Below are 21,601 nucleotides of genomic sequence, written 5' to 3'. Positions count from 1 at the left end.
CTCATTAATAATGAAAGCGGGGCGATAAGGGATGCTGGAAACCGTTTGGTTTATTTTGATAACCGTATTGTTTATCGGATTTTTTTTCCTGGAGGGCTTTGACTTCGGGGTTGGCATGTTGACGCCTGTTCTGGGCAAAAGCGATACCGAACGCCGGGTGCTGATCAATACGATCGGCCCTTTCTGGGATGGCAATGAGGTATGGCTGATCACGGCGGGCGGCGCCATGTTTGCGGCGTTTCCGAACTGGTACGCTACCTTGTTCAGCGGCTTTTACATGGCGCTGTTTCTAATGCTGCTTGCGCTGATCGGGCGGGGAGTCGCCTTTGAATTCCGCAGCAAGCTGGAAAATCCGAGATGGCGCTCCATGTGGGACTGGATTATTTGCATCGGAAGCTTTCTCCCGGCGCTGCTGTGGGGCGTAGCGCTGGCCAATCTGATGCGGGGCGTGCCTATTGATGAAAACATGAATTATGTAGGCTCATTCTGGGATTTGTTATCTCCTTACTCCATTGTGGGCGGAGCCAGCATGGTTATGCTGTTCCTTCTGCACGGGGCCTTGTTTCTTTCGCTCAAAACAGAGGGGGAAATACGTCTGAAAGCGCGCGGATTCGCGCAAAAAATCGGCGCATGGACAAGCGCTGTTTTGCTGTTGTTTGTGATATTGAGCTATTTTGAGACGGATATGTTTGCATCCAGGGGCATTAGTCCCGGCATGGTTCCGGTATTGGCGGGGATGGCTCTGCTGTCCGTTCATTTCTTTATTAAGGCGAATCGCGACGGCTGGGCGTTCATTATGACGGGAGCTACTATCGTTCTGTCGACGATTACCGTATTTTCGCTGCTGTTCCCGAATGTGATGATCTCCACGCTGAACCCGGAATGGTCGCTGACAATCTACAACGCGGCTTCCAACGCGTATACGCTGAAGGTGATGACCATCGTGGCCGTTTCGACGATTCCGCTGGTGCTGGCCTACCAGATTTGGACGTATTGGGTGTTCCGCAAAAGGGTAAGCGCAAACGACCACCTGGATTACTAATTCCCGGCGCTGATTTTTGACAACGCATAATTAAGGGGTAGTTCATATGTTCAAGGGATTGTTCAAGCGGATACAAGGGACGCGGGAGCTGTTTGCGGCTAGCGTGCTGCTTGGCGCGGCGGGCGGCCTGCTGCTGATCGCGCAAGCGGTCTTCATGTCCCGGGCGGTCGACGGAGCTTTTCTTGGCGGGCTTGATCTTGCGGCGCTGCTGCCGGTGCTGTATGTGCTGCTTGGCGTCATTGCGCTTCGCTCGCTCCTGCATTCCGCGGCAGACTACACATCCGCCCGGATGGCTCAACGGATTAAGGGCGAGCTCAGGCTGCGCTTGATTGCCAAGCTTGCGGAGCTTGGCCCGGAATACGCCAAAGGCGAACGAAGCGGCGAATTGATCGGCACCGCCTATGAAGGCGTGGAACATCTGGAGAACTATTTGGCCAAATATTTGCCTCAAGTGGCGATTTCCGCTTTTATTCCCGTCGCCGTGCTGGTTGTGACGGCGGGCACGGACTTGTTGTCTGCGGCAGTGTTCGGAGTGACGATGCCGCTGCTCGTATTGTTCATGATTCTGATCGGCAAAGCGGCCAAGGCCAAAACAGACAAGCAATTCCAATTGCTCGGCCGGCTCGGCGGCCATTTTCACGAGGTATTGCGCGGCTTGCCGACGCTGGCCATATTTAACCGAAGCAAGGCGCAGATCGGCATTATCGCGCGAATCGGGGAGGAGCACCGCCGTTCAACAATGGCGACGCTGCGGCTGGCCTTTTTGTCGGCGTTTGTGATGGAGCTGTTCGCTTCGCTCAGCACGGCCGTTGTCGCTGTTTTCCTGGGCTTGCGGCTGGTTGAAGGCGACATCGGCTTTCAGCATGCCTTTTTGGTGCTGCTGCTGGCGCCTGAGTTTTATACGCCAATTCGGACCCTTGGCTCCCAGTTTCATTCCGGTCAAAACGGGATGAGCGCCATCTCCCGTATTTTTGATATTTTGGAGGCCGATCCGCCCGGGTGGATAGAGCGGGAGGGAGCGGTGAAACCCGCGGCTTCCGTCAACGGCTTCCACATCGTTTTTGACAACGTGACGGTGCAAAGGCAAGGGGAGGAACATCCCGCGCTTGACGGCGTATCGTTTGAACTGGAGCCCGGCAAGCGGCTGGCGTTGGCGGGGCCAAGCGGAGCGGGCAAAAGTACGATTATTGGATTGCTTCAGGGATTTATCAAACCTGGCTCAGGCCGGATTTTGATCGATGGGACCGATATGGCGGAGCTGTCCATGGAGAGCTGGCGGAGCCGGCTTTCGGTGCTGCCTCAAAGGCCGCATCTGTTTCATGGCACGGTGAGAGACAATATTCGGCTCGGCAAACCCGGCGCTAGCGACAAGGAAGTCCGGGCGGCGGCAATGGCGGCGGAAGCGGATGGCTTTATTGGGGCTTTGCCATGGGGTTACGATACCGTACTGGATGAAAGCGCCCGTCTGTCGGGCGGGCAAATTCAGCGAATCGCGCTTGCCCGCGCGCTACTGCGGGATGCGCCGCTTGTGCTGCTCGACGAGCCGACTGCTGCGATTGATGCCGGCAACGAAGCGGCATTGATGCAGAGCTTGAAGGAAAAGCTCCGGGGACGCACCTCAGTCACAGCAGCCCATCGGCTTCACACCATCCATGACGCGGATCGAATTTTGGTCATTGCGGGAGGAAGGGTGGTAGAGGACGGCACGCCGGAAGCCTTGCTGGAGGCGGGAGGGCTATATGCCAGCATGTGCAGGGCTTCCGGCGGCATAAGCGAAACCTCGGAGCTGGAGGAAAGCCGTTATTCCGATGCGACGCATGACGGTAGTGTGCAGACCGAGGCAAACAATGGCGCTTGGATGGACCAAAGCGTCTCTCTAAAGCAAGGTGTCTCCGTAAAGCAGAGCGCAGCTGCCGAACATAGCGCACCTGCTGAACATAGCGCACCTGCCGAACAGCGGGTTCCTGTTGGGCAGAGCGTCTCCCCCGAAGGGAGTATCTCTGTCGATCAAGACGTACCTGCCGAGCAGACCGCATTCGTCGAGCAAAGCGGCCCAAATGAGCCAGGCCCGGTGGAGAATACTGTCCATTCGCTGCCTCAAGCAGCTGTGCGACAAGATCGCTCTGGCAATCATTTTGCCGTATTGTGCAGGCTGCTCCGATTTGTCGCTCCTTACAAATGGAGAATGCTGGTTGCCGTGTTGATCGGATTTGCTACGGTGGCGGCTAATGCCGGCTTAATGGGCGTTTCGGGATATTTGATTGCCAAGGCGGCCCTGCGGCCGGAAAATATATTGCTGCTTTACGTGCCAATCGTGGGCGTCCGCTTTTTCGGCATTGCCCGCGGCATTTTTCGCTATTTGGAGCGGCTTGTGGCTCATGACCTCACCTTTCGGATACTTAAGCAATTGCGAACCTGGCTCTACGAAAAGCTGGAGCCGCAAGGCGTAAGGCTTCTGGAACGCAAACGCAGCGGCGATTTGCTGAGTTCGGTCATCAGCGACGTGGAGCACATGCAAAATCTGTATTTGCGCATCATTGCGCCTCCGTTCGTGGCGCTGCTTGCCGCTGTGCTGGGCGGCTTCATTATGGCGCGCGAGCATGCTTCGTTGGCTTTGGCGCTGGTGGGCATGCTGGTTCTGTCGGGGTTTGCTGTACCGTGGCTCGGCCATATTTTTGGCAAAAGAGGGGCGAGTTGCTTCGTGCAAGACCGCTCCGCATTGTATGACGAAACCTCCGATTTGCTGGGCGGGCTGGAGGCGTTGTCCTTATATGGCAGAACGGGGGAGCGGCAGAAGCGCATCAGAGAGCTTCAAGGGAAGCTTGACCGCTATCAAAAGGTGCAAAACGTGATAACGGCGTTAACAGGCGGCATGATGTCCGGACTCGCCAACCTGACGATGTGGCTGCTGCTCCTGATTCTGATTCCATTGACGGGCTCCGGCCAAATACAAGGCTACATGATACCCGCGCTGATGCTGGCGGGATTTGCATGCTTCGAATCGCTACTGCCCCTGCCGCAAGCGTTCCAGCATTATTCGCAAACGATGGCTGCGGGGAGCAGACTGCTGAGGCTGGCTGATGAGTCAGACCAATGGCAGCAGGATAAGGAGGCAATGAGGCAGAAGGAGACGAAGGCCTCGCAGCGATCGGACCATGAGCTTGGCAACCCGGTTCAACCAATCGCTGAAAGCTGCGTTCCCCGGTTCGCGGTACAGCATTGCGAAGCTGCGGCGACTTCTGAAGCGGAAGCGGCGGCTCATAAAGCGGAGCAGGGCTGGGGAATGGAAATCAGTCATCTATCCTTCCGGTACTCGTCCGCCCGGCCTTATGCTCTGGACAATCTATCTCTGGTGCTGGAAAAAGGGAAAAAGGTGGCGATTGTCGGAGAAAGCGGAGCGGGGAAAAGCACACTGCTGCAGCTTCTGCTCAAGCTGAGGCCCTTCGAGCAGGGAACCATACAAATCAATGAGACATCGCTGCGGGAAATGACGGCAGCGGAAGCCCGCTCGCAATTTGCGGTTGTATCGCAAAACGTGCAATTGTTTAATGCTTCGGTCGCCGACAACCTGCGGCTGGGCCGCGCCGAAGCCACGGATGCGGAGCTGATGGAAGCGGCACGCAGCGCGCTGATTGACGGAATGATCGACAAGCTGCCGCAAGGCTACAATACGGCAATTGGCGAGTGGGGAGCCAAGTTGTCCGGCGGCGAACGTCAGCGGCTTGCCTTGGCCCGCGCATTGGTCTGCAATGCGCCGGCATTGCTGTTCGACGAACCCGGGACGGGGCTGGACGCTTTAACGGAGCAGGCGTTTGGCAACCAGATGAAGGAGCTTTTAGCCGATAAGGCTCTTTTATGGATCACGCATAAGCTGGCGGGATTAGAGGAAATGGACGAAATTTTGGTGCTGCATGAAGGCAGGGTTTGCGAGCGGGGAACCCATGAGCGGCTGCTAAGCCGGAGAGGCTGGTATTGGCGCATGTGGAACCTGCAGCAGCAGGAGACTTGGGAGCGTCATTTGGCGTAATCCAAGCGCATTCGACTACGAAGCCTTCATATTTCGATGATAACCCGAAAACACAGAAATGGCATGATGTTCAGTGTCAAATTTAATCGGCGTATCATGCTGGAAGGGGTTATGATGTGTCTCGAAAGATATATGTTAGTGCTGCTCTGGCGGTATCCATTCTTTGCAGTCCATTAAGCGGGGTGCTGAACTCCAAACTTGATGGCGAGCGGGCTTTTGCTGCTGGCCCGAACGAGCAAGGCAGCTAAATGTTTTTGTTCAACTTATATAGAGCCGACATTTGTTGCAAAAACAGGGCAAGGAAGCTAAAATAATAGAGCGCGACTGTAAATAAGAATTGATGAAAGGTGGTATCCCAATCGACATGGAGCATTTGCTTGCAATCTAATCCCTATATGAATAGGAATATGGAATGCAGACGCTGCCTCATAAGCAGCGGCAACGGGAGGAGTCTGTCCGTCCCGGTTGTGAAGCAAGCTCATGTTGGAAGATCGTCGGGATACCGCCATTTTTATAAAAGCAAGCAACGGGTTGAGAATATAATAACCAATTTGTTATGTCATTAGATGACAGGTCTGGTTGCCGCAATGCGGCATTTCTCACAGCAATTCATCCCCGTTTGCCTGTCATGGCCTATATCCGATTTTTCGCTGCGAGTGCGTCTGCATTCGCAGCTTTTTTGCGCATTACGAAAGTTGGAATTGCCTCATATAGGGATGCCGCAACCGACGTTCAGTTCAACGAAGGAGGTAACCTAATGACCATGATATCATTTCAGCAAATTATAAAAATTTATGGCGATCATATCGTTTTAAATCAGGCGTCCTTTGAGCTGCCGAAAGGCAAAAAAGCAGCTTTGGCAGGCGCAAACGGATCGGGGAAATCGACGATCTTAAAGCTTGTAATGGGTTTGGAGGAAGCGGATCACGGTGATATCGCGCTTGCAAGCGATATAACGATCGGTTATTTGCCGCAAACCTTATCCGTGGAGAGGCCTGTCACGATTGCCCAATACATTGCCGACTCTCAGCATGAACTGGTAGAGCTGCAGCGGAATCTGGAAGAGCTTTCGGCCAGGCTTGCGACAGCGGAGGGCAGGGAGCTGGATGCAGCCATGGCTGCATACGGCACAGCGGAGAGCCGATTTCAGCAGTGCGGCGGGTATGATTTGGACTATCGAACGAGGCTTGTTATGGAAGGGCTTGGCCTCGGCCAGTTGGATGAGGAGCGTCGTCTAGCCACATTATCCGGCGGCCAGCAAACCCGGGTCGGCCTCGCGGCGCTACTGATCGAAACGCCGGATCTGCTGCTTCTGGATGAACCCACCAATCATTTGGACGAAGGAGCATTGTCCTGGCTGGAGTCTTATTTGTCCGCCTATCCCGGCACTGTGCTGATGTCTTCCCATGACCGGCATTTTATGAATCGCTGCGCCAATGTCATTATCGAAGTAGACGACTATACGTCAACCTGCAGAACGTATCCCGGAGATTATGACCATTACAAACAGTGCAAGGCGAAGGAGCTTATCCGGTGGGAGGAGAGCTATCGGCAGCAGGAGGAGGAGATGGAACGGCTACAGGAGCGAATGAGCAAGTCGGGACGTCAAGTTGGCCATAACCGTCCTGCCAGGGACAAGGACAAATTTATTCCCCATTATTTTAAGGGACGCGTGCAAAATGCCATTTCCAGAAATGTGCGGAATGCCGAGGTCAAGCTGGAGCAGCTACTTGCCCGTAAAATCGAGAAACCGCCGCAGCCGTTGTCGTTCCAGCTTGATTTTCGGCCGGAAGAGCAGGAGGTTGGGGTTGCCTTGTCGGTCATTGGCGCCTGCAAGGGTTATCCGGGACAGCGGGAACTTCTTCAGGAAGTCGAATTGACGGTAAAAGCGGGGACAAGAATCCTCATCACAGGTCCAAACGGATCGGGCAAAACGACTTTGCTTGATCTTTTGGGAGGTGCGGCAAAACCGGATAGCGGCTCAGTGTTCATTGGAGAAGGCATCAATATCGGTTATTTGGAGCAAGGAGCGGAGGCTGCCTTTTTACAAGGAACAAATGAGATAGATGCCCGGAGCCTGTCTCTGATGGATGCCTACCGTTTGGACCGGATCGGCTATGAGGAGGATTTTCGTTCGGAACTGTTGGCGACAAGACTGTTCCACCCCCGCGAGCTGGAGAAAAAGCTGACGCAGCTTAGCCCGGGTCAGCTTCGCAAGCTTCAACTTGCCAGGTTGATTGTTTCCCGCGCCAATCTTCTGCTGCTCGATGAGCCGACTAATCATCTTAGTCCCGACTTGATGGAGCAATTGGAAGAGGCGTTATCCGCATTTCCCGGAACCGTTATCGCCGTATCGCATGACCGAAAATTCAGGTCGGCGTTACGTGGCGAGGTTTACCAATTGAAGCATGGAAAGCTGGAACGGGCCAAAAACTTTTGTGACAATCGATAACCTAAAATGAGACTTTTTTCCTAAAATAACTCCTTTTCATGAATTTCGGAAAAATTGTTGAAGCATCGCTGTAATAGAGCGGTCTCAGGAAGTTTTGGGAGTAATCACAAAAGTAATTATTTATAATGCTTTATTCCTATGTTACGAGGGAATATATGGGATATTATTGAATTGATTAGGACATACGGTGCTGGAACATTACGGAAATATATGATATATTCTTCTCTGTTGTTTTGAAACAAAAGAGGAGTGTGGATATTTTGATCAGCAAGAAGCTTCAGCAATCAGGGGTATTTACAATGATGATGTTGCTTGCCTTGGCCATTGTATTGGCGGCATGCGGCGGAGGTACAAAAGAGCAGACGCCTAGCGCAGCTCCAGCTACAGAGGTTACCGGGGGCGAAGCAAGCCCCGAGAGTGAACCGGCAGAAACGGAAGAACCGAAAGAGGAAGCAGAAGGCAATGTTTCGGAAGCCGACAAGGAATTGTTCAAAAAGGTATTGGGTAGCGCCTCCAGCCTGGACAGCTTTGCCGCAACGATTGTTGCCGATCAGAAAATGGATATGGGCGGACAAGCTGTTAATACGGTAACCTCTATGACGATGGATGTTGTCATGAAGCCGGAAATTGCTTTTTATCAGCTGACGGAAGTTGCAATGGATGGCCAGAAACAAAGCTTTGAGTCTTATATGACGCCCGAGGGCTACTTCATGCAAGACCCGACAAGCGGCAGCTGGTTTAAATTCCCGCTGGAATTGGCAGGCGAATTGATGCAAGGCATGAGCAGCGAATCTATGGATCCTTCCCATCAATTGGAGCAGCTTGCGGACTATCTCGACAAGTTGGTCATTGATGAAAAGGACGACAAATATGTCATTCAATTCAAAGCAAGCGGCGATGGTCTTAACGATTTGATCACGGATAATCTGGACGCGGCGGGAATGTCCGGTGCCGATATTCAAATCAATGATATGGAATATTATTTTGAAATCGATAAGGCTAACTACTACCCGACCGTTGTTAAGGTTTATACCGATATGGTGATCGGAGCCGGCGACCAAAAAACGGCATTGATTCAGGATATGACTACTACCTATTCCAAGCATAATGAAATCAGCAAAATCGAAGTGCCGGAAGAGGCGCTTAATGCGCCTTCCATGGACGGTCTGTAATACGCAATGCCGGCATTACGGCAAGGGGCTGTCAAAGCAGCCCCGAACTAAAATTCAGCTAATGTTGCTAACCCCAAGCAGCTGGATTATGGCAACGAATAGTTGGAGCGAAACGTTACTGTTTCCGCTCCATTTTTTTCGTTTTTTGCACCCTTTTTTGTACCTGCGCATTCCTTTTTGGCGTATTGCCGGGAGCGCTTAATATGACAGCTTTTTCGTAGAATAGTACAGGTTTCGGGCAAGGCTCCTTCTAAAAAGTAATAGAATGTATAAAAAGAAGAGAGAAAAAGCATTCCGTTCTTCCCCGGGATGACGTATCATATTAGCAAAGGCCCATAGACATAATTGTAATCGGTTTCATTGAAATCAATCTGATGGATGAAGGGATGACAGAGATGACGGAATGGAAACAGGAGGCATGGGACGCCATTGTGCGCAAAGTGTCTCGTACGAGCAAAGAAATTGGAAACCGCTTTCCTCACGCCAGCGTAAACGGCCAATACGTGCTTGAAGCGCCCCACTGGTGGACGGCGGGATTCTGGCCGGGATTGTTATGGCTGGTTTACCGGGATACAAGCGACGAATCCTTGAAAAATATAGCAGAAAGCTGCGAAAGCCAGCTGGATCAGGTATTGGCTGAATTTGACCGCCTGGACCATGATTTGGGCTTTATGTGGCAATTGACCAGCGTTGCGCGATACAAGCTGACCGGCGATACGGCATCGCGTAGACGCGCTTTGCTTGCCGCAAGCGTATTGGCGGGCCGTTTTAACGTCCAGGGGCGCTACATACGGGCCTGGAACCCGTGGAGACCGGGCGAAACCAATGCAGGATGGGCGATCATCGATTGCATGATGAATCTTCCATTGTTGTATTGGGCGTCCCGTGAAACGGGCGACCCTAGATTCCGCCATTTAGCGGCGCAGCATGCGGACACGGTGCTTCAGCACTTTATTGATCCCGACGGCTCGGTTCGCCATATCGTCATTTTTGATCCCGAAAGCGGCGAAAAGATTGGAGTCAACGGCGGACAAGGCTATTCGGAGCATTCGGCTTGGTCCAGGGGCGCGTCCTGGGCGATTTACGGGATGGCGCTAAGTTACCGCTATACCGGCGACATACGTTTCCTGCACGCGGCGCAACAGACCGCTAATTATTTTATTGCCAATCTGCCTGCGGATAAACTGCCGGTTTGGGATTTCCGCTTGCCAACCGGCGTTCCGCGCCATCTCGACACTTCTGCAGGCGCTTGCGCTGCTTGCGGACTGTTATTGCTGTCGGAGCTGGTATCGGAAGAGCAAAGCGCGCTATACCGCGAAGCCGGCGAAGGGATATTGCATAGCCTGTACACCATCTGCGGCGCGTGGGATGACGAAAACGAGCAGGGCTTGATTCTGCACGGGACAAGCCACTTCCCCGAGGGCAGAAACATCGATGTGCCGCTTATTTACGGCGATTACTTTTTTGCGGAGGGCATTTCGCGGCTGCAGGGCCATGGCGAATTGTTCTGGTAAGGAGTGGGTTTTATGGAGACAGCTTTTAAACAACACCCTATTAGCTATAACCCGCTTAAAACAAAGCAGGACTTGCGGCTTGCTCTGGAACAGCTGTGCCAGCCGCTTGTCGGATTTTACAGCGAAGGCAAAGCAAGGCTTCAGCTTGGCGTGACCGGAACGGGATATTCCAGCGCCAAAGCTGGCGTAGAAGGTTTCTCCCGCGTGCTTTGGGGGTTGATCCCCCTGACGGCAGGCGGCGGAGACAGCTCCCATTGGGAGATTGTGCGGGAAGGCGTCATTAACGGGACAAATCCCGATCATCCCGAATATTGGGGCGAAGTCGGCAACTATGATCAGCTGCTGGTGGAAATGGCGGCGTTTGGCCTGGGGCTTGCCCTGGTGCCGGAGAAGCTATGGGAGCCATTAAACGAGACTCAACAGGACAGACTGTATAATTGGCTGAACCAAATCGGCAGCCGCGAGCTTCACGATTGCAATTGGCTGTTTTTCCATGTGCTTGTATGCCTGGGCTTCCGCAATATCGGCAGGCCTTACGACAAGGAACGGATGGAGAAGCAGTTGATTCGGATCGAGGAGTTTTATTTGGGCAACGGCTGGTATGCGGACGGCATTCAGGCTCATTGCGATTATTACGGACCTTTTGCGATTCACTACTACGGCCTGTTGTATGCAAAGCTCATGGAGAATGAGGACCCCCGGCGTGCCGCGTTGTTCAGGGAGCGAGCTTCGTTATTCGCCAAATCCTTTATTTATTGGTTTGCCGAAGAGGGAGATGCCTTGCCGTATGGACGAAGCCTCGCTTACCGGTTTTCGCAGGCGGCGTTCTGGGGCGCTTTGGTTTATTCCGGCGTAGAGACGTTTGCGCCAGGCGTCATTAAAGGCATTATGCTCCGCCATTTGCGGTGGTGGTTCAAGCAGCCGATCTTTTTGTCCGACGGTACGCTGAGCATCGGTTACGGCTATCCCAATCTGATCATGAGCGAAAACTACAATTCGCCAGGTTCGCCGTATTGGGCGTTGAAATCGTTTCTGCCGCTTGCTTTTGGCGACGACCATCCTTTCTGGACAGCGGAAGAATTGCCGCTGCCGGCGCTGGGGCGCAGCCATGTTCAGGCTGAGCCAAGAATGATCATAACGCGGCAGCCGGAACGGACTCATCTATTGGCGTTTAACGCCGGATGCACAACAACGAATTTTCATACGCATACATCGGCCAAATATGAAAAGTTTGTTTATTCCAACCGCTTTGGCTTTAGCGTGCCGCGCGCCGAATGGGGGCTGGCGCAATCCGCCCCGGACTCCATGCTGGCGCTGAGCGAAGGGGACAATCTGTACCGCGTTAAACGAACAATCGAGGAATACAGCATTAACGGAAATATCATAGTTATGAAATGGAAGCCGTGGCATGATGTTGAGGTTTCCACCTGGCTGATTGCGGGCGCTCCTTGGCATGTCCGTATCCATCGCATCGAGACGGCTCGCCGGCTGGACGCTGCGGATGGCGGATTTGCGCTTGGCATCGGCGATGCGCCGGTACAGGAACATCGTGGAGATAAGGAAACGGTGGTAAGCTCGGCATATGGAACGGTTGGCGCAAAAGCATTGCACGGGTGGGCGGCAAGCGAAGCGAATTTTGCCAATGCCAATACAAACGTCCTGCATCCGCGCACGGTTATTCCAACCTTGACGGAGAGCATTCAGCCTGGCGTTACCTGGCTGGCCGCAGCCTTTTACGGCCAACCGGCGGCAGCAAGCGATGAGGGCGCCGATTCTCTTTCCGGGAAGCTACTGGAGGTATGGGACGGAGTACCTGTTGCTTCAGTAGACGGCGACGGTAATTCAATGACAATCTTTATGCCTGGCAGTCCCGATAAAACGGGCCTGGAGATCAGGCTGCGCGATTAGCATACGCCGGAGCGTAAAGCCGGTAGCCCGCCAGGGGCAGAGAGCTTGTTGGCCCAAGGCAGTTGCCGTGCTGACTGAACAGGCGAGAAGAGTATTGGCGGAAGGTCAGAACAGCTGAAAGCTGAGCCGGCCGAGTACCGTAATTCGGGAAGGTCGTAACGCCTGACAGCTGAGCTGGCCAAGTACCGTAATGGCGGATGGTCATAACAGCTGAAAGCTGAGCCGGCCGAGTACCTAATTCCGGAAGGACATAACAGCTGAAAGCTTAGCTTGCTGAGTACCGTAATTCTGGAAGGTCATAACAGCTGAAGCTGAGCTGGCCGAGTACCGTAATTCGGGAAGCTCATAACAGCTGAAGCTGAGCTGGCCGAGTACCGTAATTCGGGAAGGTCATAAAAGCTGAAGCTGAGCTGGCCGAGTACCGAAATGGCGGATGGTCATAAAAGCTGAAGCTGAGCTGGCCGAGTATTGTAATGGCGGATGGTCATAAAAGCTGAAGCTGAGCCGGCCGAGTATTGTAATGGCGGATGGTCATAAAAGCTGAAGCTGAGCCGGCCGAGTACCGAAATGGCGGATGGTCATAACAGCTGAAAGCTTTACTGCTAGAGTGAGTATATGTGTGATTCGATTTGTCTCAATATCCCACTGTCTACACGCCCAACTGCCAGAAGGTCATACTGACCAAAGTGCTTACTGGCAGAGATACCGACTCTTAGAGGTACCGACTCGTGGAGAGATGGAACTGGCAGAAATACCGTACTGGGAGAGATGTCGAACTGGCAGAAATACCGAATTCGAAGCGAGGTCGTACACAAAGTTGGTTCGTTTGTAGTAGCATTTTTGAACGATCAAACACGCTAACGGTCAAATATGACCATTAGAAGCCATTTTTACGATTATTCCTGTTGTAACGGTCAAATATGTCCGTTACAGCAAAAAAACAACGAATATTTCGCATTTTTGGGTTCTAATGGACAAAAATGACCGTTAGAAATGAAAAAAATGCAATTTATGCGTTTAATGGACATCTATGTCCATTAAAGATTAACGACTAAGCGGATATCTTCTGTTGGAACAAACGTATGCTGCGTGAAAAGATGGACCGTACAGAAACAGACACAAACATAAAAAAAGTTGGTAGGGAAACGAGATTCGTTCGTTTCCCCACCAACTTTTTTAGTTCGCAGATTACTTATTTGACGGCTTCATCTTATACAGATCAGAATAGTGTCTGATGTCTGATGTCTGATGTCTGATGTCTGATGTCTGATGTCTGATGTCTGATGTCTGATGTCTGATGTCTGATGTCTGATGTCTGATGTCTGATGTCTGATGTCTGATGTCTGATGTCTGATGTTGATGTCTGATGTCTAATTCCGTCTCTCTTACTCGATACTGCCACTACTTTTCAACCTGTTACTCTCAGAATCCTGCTATTCCAGAACAACCATATCCCCGGGTTTTAGCCCTTCCAAAACTTCCGTTTTGTCGTCTACTTCCATTCCTGTTTTTAAATCCTGGCGTGCAGTTTCGCCGTTGCCTTTATCCAGGGTTACATAAGCGGTATCGCCTTCGCGCATAATGGCGAGCGTTGGAACAACGGTTGCGTTTTCTTTGCGCTGCGTTTCGATCTGGCCTTCCAGCGTTAATCCGCCGATCAGCAGCTGGTCGGCCTGCAGGCTGACAACAATGTCGAATTGGGAAGGCTGTGAGGCATCGCCGCCGGAATTAGCGCTAGGGAAGCGCGAGACGCCTTTGATTTCGCCTGTAAATTTCTGCTCCTTATTGCTTTGCAGTTGAACCTGGACGGGCATGCCGGGCTTGACCTGGTTAATATATTGCTCGGAAATGGTGCTTTTGAATTGAATCAGCTCGGTGTTGATGATTTTGCCTACCAGCTGTCCTTCCGACAGCATTTGGGTTTTGGATTCCGGATCCGCGTATACAAACACGCCGGAAGCCGGTGCTGCAACTGTAGCAGATGCCAGGGCTGTTTTTTTCTGGGCTAATTCCGACTCCTTAATAGACAAGGATTCCTGGCTTAGCTCATACGCCAAACGTTTGTTTTCCCTGTCCAACGCCGCTGTTTTTCGTGCATCCTCTGTATCACCGACCGTTTCGCCATTTGACTGCGATTGTGCCAATTCCTGCTGCTTGATTTCCAGCCTGGATTTGCGGATATCGGCTTCCATGTTTTTAATTTCGGATTGAAGGGACTTTGTTTCCAGGGATAGCAGCAAATCTCCCTTTTTGACTAAATCGCCGCTTTTTTTGTTCCAGCTGGATACTTTGCCGCCTACCGGCGCATAAATTTCTGTTTCTTCGGCATAGGCCGATTTGCCTTTCACCTGAATGCTTTGGCTTATCGTCTCCTGCGTCACCTCGAAGGTGATGGGAGGTTGAGCCTCTAACACCGGAGCAGGCTCGGGCTTGAATTGGGTGTATGCCCAGTAGCCGCCGCCTGCCAGCAGCAGAAGTGCAATTATGATTTTGATCCATTTTGCCATATGTAGTTGCCCCTTTGTTTGTCTATCTGTAAAAAACGCGCCTTAGCCGTTTTTAATAACCTCAAGCGCATTTGTCCGTGAAGCGCTGATTGCGGGATAGATGCCTGACACAATCCCTGTAATCAAGGCGAAAATAACTCCGGCCAGCAGCGCCAGCGGCGGTATTTCAATACTTTGCGGCCCAATATTCAGCAGGCCTTTTGCTATCGCGTTGTTGGCTCCCCACAGTATGAGAGTGGAGACAAGAAGCCCCGTTGCGCCGCCCATCAAGCCAAGCACGGCTGCCTCCGTCATGAACAACTGTCTGATCTGCCACAGATTGGCCCCCAATATTTTCATCACGCCGATTTGTCTGCGTCGTTGGTGGGTGGACATCGTCATGGCGACAAAAATGGAGAGGGATGCCAGCATCAGAATAAAGGTGCCGATGCCAAGCGCGATTTTTCTGTATTGAGCAAACTTTTGTTGAATCATTTCCTCTTGATACAAATTGCTTTGCGTTGTTAAAAACAGCTTTTTTACTTGCTCCTCCACTTGCGGCGTGTATTTTTTATCTTCGACGCGCACCGTGACGGAATCATATTTGACAAGAGATTCGGATTGGCCAAGCCCAAGCTGGCTGCGCAGCATGCTCGCCGTTTCCATCGAAACGTAGATTGTTTTTTCATAGATCGAATATTCCTGACTGGCGCCGTCTTTTACCTGCAGTTGGCCGCTGATGCGCAGCGGCGTGCTAACCTTGTAAGTCGAGGAATTTGCCCCCGTAGCGACATTTCCTGTACGGAAGTTAACTTGTCTTTGAAACAATTCGGCAGGCTCCCTGCTCAGCTCATCGAATTGCAGGTAGATTTCGTCGTTATAGGGATCTTGATTCAGTTTTTCATATAGATCCTTCATGACCTGAGCGTCAACCATGCCAAATGAAGCCCCGTAGTTGGCGATGCCTGTTCCTAGCAGAGCGGATGCGCCGCCTTGGGCGTATTTAAAACCAAACTCCGACAAGGCGGAGAGGTCGGTGCCGATTACCTCTACATTGGACACTTTTCCGTCCGTGCCGATCATCTCCACATTGCCAAGACGCATCGTTGGAAATACGGCTTTTACGTGGGCAAGCCGTTTAATGACATCCAGCTTTTGCAGCGTAAGCGCGCCCCGGTCAAAGCTTTTGCCGGTTTGCGATGGATTTTGGCCGCCGCCTCCAATTGAATTGGGCTGAACCGTGATTTCATCCATTTTGTATTCGCTGTTTAACTGCTGTTGGCTGAAATTCTGCGCCGAAGTCGAGATGCTGATTGCCATGATAATGGCGGCGCAGCCAACCGACAAACCGATCATGCACAGCAGCGTTACAATTTTTCTCCTGATGATTTGGCCCCAGGACATTTTTAACAAATCAAAAATTCTCAAGCTGAAGCCTCCCCGTTTTTACTGGCCGACTTTGATTTCCCTATCAAACCAAAACCCCGTCTCTCAGCGTAATGATTCTTCCCATCTGCTCCGCAACCTCAGCCTCATGCGTCACAATAACAAAGGTTGTATCCAGCTCGGCGTTCAGACGCTGGAGGATGGACAAAATTTCCTCTTCCGTCCGGGTATCCAGATTGCCGGTGGGTTCGTCCGCAAAAATGACGTAAGGCTCCGAAATAAGCGAACGCGCGATACTGACCCGCTGCTGTTGTCCGCCGGAGAGCTGGGACGGGAACAAATCGGTTTTGTCGGAAAGACCGACCTGATCCAGCAGGCTTAGCGCCTTTTTCTTGCGTTGCGAAGGAGAAATCGTATGAAAGACGAGCGGAAGTTCTACATTCTCCCGCACCGTCAAGCTTGGAATAAGCTCGTAGGATTGAAAAATAAAGCCGATATGTTTGCGGCGATATTCCGCAAGACGATTTTCGTTAAGCAGGACGATGTCCTTGTCTCCAATAAAAATACGCCCCGAGCTTGGTTTCATGAAACCGGCCATTAAGTTAAGCAGCGTTGATTTGCCCGAGCCCGAGCTGCCAAGCAGCGCCACCATCTCGCCTTTTTCGATGGATAAGTTAATGTCATGCAGCACCTTGACGCTTTCGTTGGCGCTGTGAAACGAATGGGATAATTCCTCGACCCGAAGCATAAGATACGGTTCCCCTTTCCTGAATTGATCAACTATTGCCATTGTACGGAATACTTGTATACACACTAACCACACTTGTATCCAATTTGTAACAAGTTGAAAAAGAGGAAGGGGTTATCGAGGTGGAAGGAAGCAAAACCGGCCCCAGTCCAAGAAAGCAGGACGGAGGCCGGTTTTGGTCGATTGAAGCTATTGAGTCGATGAAAGGTATTGAACCCAAGAGGATACCTTTCAATAATCATTTGCGCGGAATTCCGGTAAATGATTAATTAATGGTTCGCACGGAATCCCGGTATACGATTTTTCCCTGAACGAGAACACGTCCGTTCCGGTGATTCGGATTTTTTACTTTATCCAGGATTGACTTTACTGCGCTGCGGGCCATTTCCCCGATATCAACCTCAACGGTCGTTAACCCGGGATTAGAGAGCGTTGCATAAATGTCGTTGTCAAAACCTACGATCGAATAGTCTTGCGGGATATTGTGTCCCAGATCGGTTAGTTTCTCGCAAAAATTGTAGGCGACTTGATCGCAGTTGCATACAAATGCGGTTGGCATTTTATCCGGCAGCTGAAAATCGATATAGGTACCCTGTTCATCGCGGTCGTTCAGCAGGAAACGCTCATCGTATGTAAGTCCGTGCTCAAGCAAAGATTTGTAGTAGCCGAGAAAGCGGTCCTGTATGCTGCTGGTGGAGTGTATATTGCCAACAAATCCAATCTCGCGATGGCCGCATTTTATTAAGTAATTCGTAATTTCATAAGCCCCGTAAAAATTGTCCGTAACGATAGAATCAATTTCGGCATGTTCGTCATAAAAATCCAGGAATAACTTCGGAAGCTCCATGCTTTGAACCGTTTGGATGTACTTTTTGCTGACTTGACCAAGCACGATAATGCCATCCACTTTATTTTCGCTGTAAACACGAGGGAAGTTAAGCTGTTCCTCGTCCTCACAGCTCAAAATATTCAAAATGCCAAAATATCCGTAATGATCCAGATGAATGGCTATTTCCTGATAGACGCGAAGATAAAAGGATTCATTGATGCCCGTAAACCGATGGGGGATCATGACGCCGATGTTATAAGAAAGTCCTTCCTTAATCGATTTTGCGGCAGAATTGACGCGATAGCCCATTTCGCTGGCCATATTTTTTATCTTTATTTTTAGGTTATCGCTAACCCCCTCTTTATCATTAAGCGCTTTAGATACCGTCACGCTGCTTACGCCTAGCTTTTTGGCGATATCTTTCATTCGAATGTTATTCGACATTAACTCTATTCACCATCCTAATTTACAATGTGATGCAGTCTATTTAAAGGAATCCCATGTTCTAAGTATAGCGGTTTACTCCCCAAATAAAAAGAAAAACTGACATTAAATTTAACCTTTGATGCATAAAAAAGGTAAATAATTATCCCTGAATCCTATCAAAGCGGAAATAGGAATAAAGGTACTAGTTTTGTTGATCCGGATTTTTCTTCGAAAACAAAGTTATCTTAGTTTATTTTTGTTTTGCGAAAAAGTAAATAGATTGATTAAAATTAACTAATTTATAGAGTTTATATAAAAGTTTTATTGACTTGAAAACGCACTCAATGTAGAATTTAAATGTAGCTAATCGATTACTTAATTTTTTGAGAGGGGTTAACAAATGAAAAGAAACAAAGCTTTTATGGGGGTTATGGCGTTAATCGTCGTTGCTATGGTATCGGGCTGTTCTTCAAGCGGTAATGCAGGTACCAATACAGGGACCAATACGGGGACTGGCAATGAAGGGCAAACAACGGAGCAAGGCGAAGGCAAGCTCTCCGGCGAAATTACGGTCCTTACGCAAAGAACGGATATTGTAGACACGGTATTTAAAGAATATGCCGCTGAATTCAATAAAGTTTATCCGGATGTAAAGGTGAAATTCCAAGCGTTGTCCGACTATGAAGGACAAATTACCGTTCGCATGAACTCCAATGATTATGGCGATGTGCTGCTTTTCCCATCCAGCATTCCTCAGAAGGATGCAGCCGACTTTTTCGAGCCGCTGGGTGATTACTCCGAGATGAGCAAAGAATATATGGCTCTTGAGGAAAAAACAGTGGACGGCAAAGTATATGGCATTCCAACAGCTGTTAACTTCTCCGGTATTCTGTACAACAAAAAAGTATTTGAGGATGCAGGAATTGCTAGCGCTCCCAAAACGCCGGATGAGTTCTTGAATGCGTTGAAAGCGATTAAAGCGAAGGACGACAGCATTGTTCCGTTGTACACCAATTATGCCGACTCCTGGCCTTTGACCCAATGGGAGGCAGCGCTTACGACGGTTGCCGGCAATGTGGATTATGTAAATGTCGAGCAGCCGAATTCGGATGAAAACTTTGTAGCGGGCAAACCGCATTATGATCTTTACAAAGTGATGTATGACGTAGCAAAAGAAGGACTGATTGAAGCAGATCCAACAACAACAAACTGGGAAGCTTCCAAGTCCGACCTGGCTAACGGAAAAATCGGCGCGATGGTGCTTGGCTCTTGGGCAATTGTCCAATTCCAGCAGTTGGCTCCTAATGCCGATGACATTGCCTACATGCCATTCCCTACAAATACATCCGAAGTGATTATGCCGCTGGGCGGCGACTACAATCTGTCGATCAGCAAACACAGCAAAAACAAAGAAGCGGCAAGAGCATGGATCGATTGGTTTATTAAAGAATCCGGTTACCCGACTGTACAAGCCGGCGGCATGAGCCCGGTTATCGGCGCAGAGCTTCCAGCGGCTCTGAAGCAATTTGAAGGCACTGACATTAAGTTTTCCTTGCCGACTGCTGCCAAGGAAGGACAAGAAGGCCTTGTAGACAAGATTGACAAAGAAGGCGAAATCGGTCTTAACCAGCCTGAGTTCAAAAAGCGCATTATTGAAGCGGCCATCGGCAATACCAAGGAATCCTATGATGATATTATGAAGGATTTGAATGATGCTTGGGTTAAAGCTCGTGCAAAAGTAGTTCAATAATGCTAGACAATCGATAAATGGAAAGGGGCTGTCCGAAAAGTCACGTCTTTTCGGACAACCCTTGCCATGATTCAGAGGTTCCCGAGACAGATGTTTAACCGGTTCAATTGGAGGTAGTGGAGTTGAAAAATATAAGTTACAAGACACAGCGGAAATTGATTATTTTAGCCTTTTCCTTGATTCCGGTCGTTTTATTGTTTACGTTTGCTTATCTGCCTGTTTTTAATATGTTCAAGTACAGCTTTACGAATTGGAACGGCTACAGCAAAAGCTTTGATTATGTCGGCTTTGACAACTATACGACCATATTTACAGATTCCAAATACTTTTCCGTGTTTAAAGTCAGCTTATACTATTTCGCGGCAACATTTGTGCAAATGGCAATCGCCCTTTATTTTGCAAGCATACTCAGCTTCAATACGCGGTTTAAAAACTTCTTTAAAGGCGTTTTGTTTTTCCCCTACCTGTTAAACGGTGTGGCGATCGGCTTTATCTTCCTGTTTTTTTTCAGACCGGACGGCACGCTTGACACGATCTTGCAGGCAATTGGATTAAGCGAATTTGTCCAAGGCTGGCTGCTGAATCCCAAAATCATTAACATATCCCTGGCGGGCGCAGCAGTATGGAGATATATGGGCTTTAACTTCATTATCTTTCTTGGCGCCATCTCCTCTATCGGCAAGGATATTTATGAAGCGGCGGAAATCGATGGGGCCAATCGCTGGCATCAGTTCTGGCACATTATACTGCCAAGCATCAAACAAATTGTTCAATTAAACCTGATTCTTGCCATAAGCGGCGCAATTAGCGCGTTTGATATTCCATATATTATGACAGGCGGTTCTAACGGCAGTAATACGTTTGTTATCCAGACGGTAACAACGGCATTCAAATATAACAAACTAGGCTTGGCTTCCGCGATGGCGGTTGTGCTCCTCTTTATCGTTATTGTCGTCACCCTGGTACAACGGATGTTGATCAAGGAGGATAAATAAGTTATGCACAAACTAAAATATGCATCCGGCGGCGTTGTTAAATATGTATCCCTTTTGATTGGGGCGTTTGCGGCCCTTGTGCCAATCGTGGTTGTCTTTTTTGCTTCCTTTAAAACAAATGCGGAATATGGCAGCACAAGCCCGTTGACTCCGCCTGAAAATTGGACCAACTTCGCTAACTATACAAAAGCATTCGTCAATGGCAAAATGCTGCTGGGATTCGGAAATACGATAATTATCGTCGTTATTTCCATTGTGGGCGCTACGCTTCTTGGTTCAATGGTTGCTTATGTGCTGAACCGTTTTAAATTTCGCGGCAGCAAGCTTTTGATGGGAGCTTTTATGCTTGCGACGCTTATTCCAAGCGTAACTACGCAAGTAGCTACGTTCCGCATCATTAATTTCTTTGATTTGGTCGATACCCGATTTGCGCCCATTTTGCTTTACCTGGGCACGGATATCATCGCTGTTTATATTTTTCTTCAGTTTCTAGACTCCATTTCGGAGTCGCTGGATGAATCGGCCATGCTTGATGGAGCGTCATACTTCACCATTTTCTGGAGAATCATTCTTCCTTTGCTGGCCCCGGCGATTGTAACGGTCATTATCATCAAAGGCGTTAACGTCTACAACGACTTCTATACGCCATTCCTGTATATGCCGAGTGAGGAATTGCATGTTATTTCCACGGCATTGTTCAAGTTTAAAGGTCCTTACGGCTCGCAATGGGAAGTGATTTGCGCCGGCATTATGATTACCATCGTTCCGATTTTAATCGCATTCCTTTCGCTGCAAAAATACATTTATAACGGATTTGCACAAGGCTCAGTCAAATAAAATCAACTTATTCGGGAGGCGAATTATTT

The 21,601-nt window shown here is 50.0% G+C and carries 14 protein-coding genes; 10 read left to right on the top strand and 4 right to left on the bottom strand.

Going from position 1 to position 21,601, the window contains the following annotated elements:
* Positions 1-31: 31 nt before the first annotated feature.
* From cydB to ACX93W_RS08465, 7 genes are all read left to right on the top strand, one after another.
* Entirely contained in the window at positions 32-1,042 is a 1,011-nt protein-coding gene (gene cydB, locus ACX93W_RS08495; RefSeq protein ID WP_459391859.1) for a cytochrome d ubiquinol oxidase subunit II, read from the top strand.
* A gap of 46 nt (positions 1,043-1,088) precedes the next feature.
* Positions 1,089-5,069, top strand: coding sequence for a thiol reductant ABC exporter subunit CydD (gene cydD, locus ACX93W_RS08490; RefSeq protein WP_459391858.1), 3,981 nt, complete (start codon positions 1,089-1,091; stop codon positions 5,067-5,069).
* 116 nt (positions 5,070-5,185) lie between these two features.
* Positions 5,186-5,317, top strand: a complete 132-nt coding sequence (locus ACX93W_RS08485) for a hypothetical protein (protein WP_459391857.1) — start codon at positions 5,186-5,188, stop codon at positions 5,315-5,317.
* A 509-nt stretch (positions 5,318-5,826) separates the two neighbouring features.
* A complete protein-coding gene (locus ACX93W_RS08480) occupies positions 5,827-7,521 on the top strand; it encodes an ABC-F family ATP-binding cassette domain-containing protein (protein ID WP_459391856.1) in 1,695 nt (564 codons plus the stop codon).
* A gap of 260 nt (positions 7,522-7,781) precedes the next feature.
* A complete protein-coding gene (locus tag ACX93W_RS08475; protein ID WP_459391855.1) occupies positions 7,782-8,693 on the top strand; it encodes a DUF6612 family protein in 912 nt (303 codons plus the stop codon).
* A 386-nt stretch (positions 8,694-9,079) separates the two neighbouring features.
* The gene (locus ACX93W_RS08470; protein ID WP_459391854.1) at positions 9,080-10,207 is read left to right on the top strand and encodes a glycoside hydrolase family 88 protein; all 1,128 of its coding nucleotides are present in this window, start codon (positions 9,080-9,082) and stop codon (positions 10,205-10,207) included.
* 12 nt (positions 10,208-10,219) lie between these two features.
* Positions 10,220-12,115 carry a DUF2264 domain-containing protein gene (locus ACX93W_RS08465; protein ID WP_459391853.1) on the top strand — a complete coding sequence of 632 codons (1,896 nt, stop codon included), beginning with the start codon at positions 10,220-10,222 and terminating at the stop codon, positions 12,113-12,115.
* A gap of 1,433 nt (positions 12,116-13,548) precedes the next feature.
* Here ACX93W_RS08465 and ACX93W_RS08460 read toward each other — a convergent pair.
* The 4 genes from ACX93W_RS08460 to ACX93W_RS08445 form a co-directional block, all read right to left on the bottom strand.
* A complete protein-coding gene (locus ACX93W_RS08460; protein WP_459391852.1) occupies positions 13,549-14,622 on the bottom strand; it encodes an efflux RND transporter periplasmic adaptor subunit in 1,074 nt (357 codons plus the stop codon).
* A gap of 42 nt (positions 14,623-14,664) precedes the next feature.
* Positions 14,665-16,029 carry an ABC transporter permease gene (locus tag ACX93W_RS08455; RefSeq protein ID WP_459391851.1) on the bottom strand — a complete coding sequence of 455 codons (1,365 nt, stop codon included), beginning with the start codon at positions 16,027-16,029 and terminating at the stop codon, positions 14,665-14,667.
* A 43-nt stretch (positions 16,030-16,072) separates the two neighbouring features.
* The gene (locus tag ACX93W_RS08450) at positions 16,073-16,735 is read right to left on the bottom strand and encodes an ABC transporter ATP-binding protein (protein WP_459391850.1); all 663 of its coding nucleotides are present in this window, start codon (positions 16,733-16,735) and stop codon (positions 16,073-16,075) included.
* Positions 16,736-17,000: 265 nt separating this feature from the next.
* Positions 17,001-18,008, bottom strand: a complete 1,008-nt coding sequence (locus ACX93W_RS08445) for a LacI family DNA-binding transcriptional regulator (RefSeq protein WP_459391849.1) — start codon at positions 18,006-18,008, stop codon at positions 17,001-17,003.
* 382 nt (positions 18,009-18,390) lie between these two features.
* Between ACX93W_RS08445 and ACX93W_RS08440 the strand changes: the two genes are divergently transcribed.
* From ACX93W_RS08440 to ACX93W_RS08430, 3 genes are all read left to right on the top strand, one after another.
* A complete protein-coding gene (locus tag ACX93W_RS08440) occupies positions 18,391-19,740 on the top strand; it encodes an ABC transporter substrate-binding protein (protein ID WP_459391848.1) in 1,350 nt (449 codons plus the stop codon).
* Between the two features lie 116 nt (positions 19,741-19,856).
* On the top strand, positions 19,857-20,735 hold the full coding sequence (locus ACX93W_RS08435; protein WP_459391847.1) for a carbohydrate ABC transporter permease: 879 nt from the start codon (positions 19,857-19,859) through the stop codon (positions 20,733-20,735).
* Positions 20,736-20,738: 3 nt separating this feature from the next.
* The gene (locus ACX93W_RS08430; protein ID WP_459391846.1) at positions 20,739-21,572 is read left to right on the top strand and encodes a carbohydrate ABC transporter permease; all 834 of its coding nucleotides are present in this window, start codon (positions 20,739-20,741) and stop codon (positions 21,570-21,572) included.
* Positions 21,573-21,601: the final 29 nt, after the last annotated feature.

Source organism: Paenibacillus sp. CAU 1782, from assembly GCF_054551715.1.
Note: the sequence above shows the minus strand (reverse complement) of the source record. Positions and strands in the feature narration are given on the sequence as shown.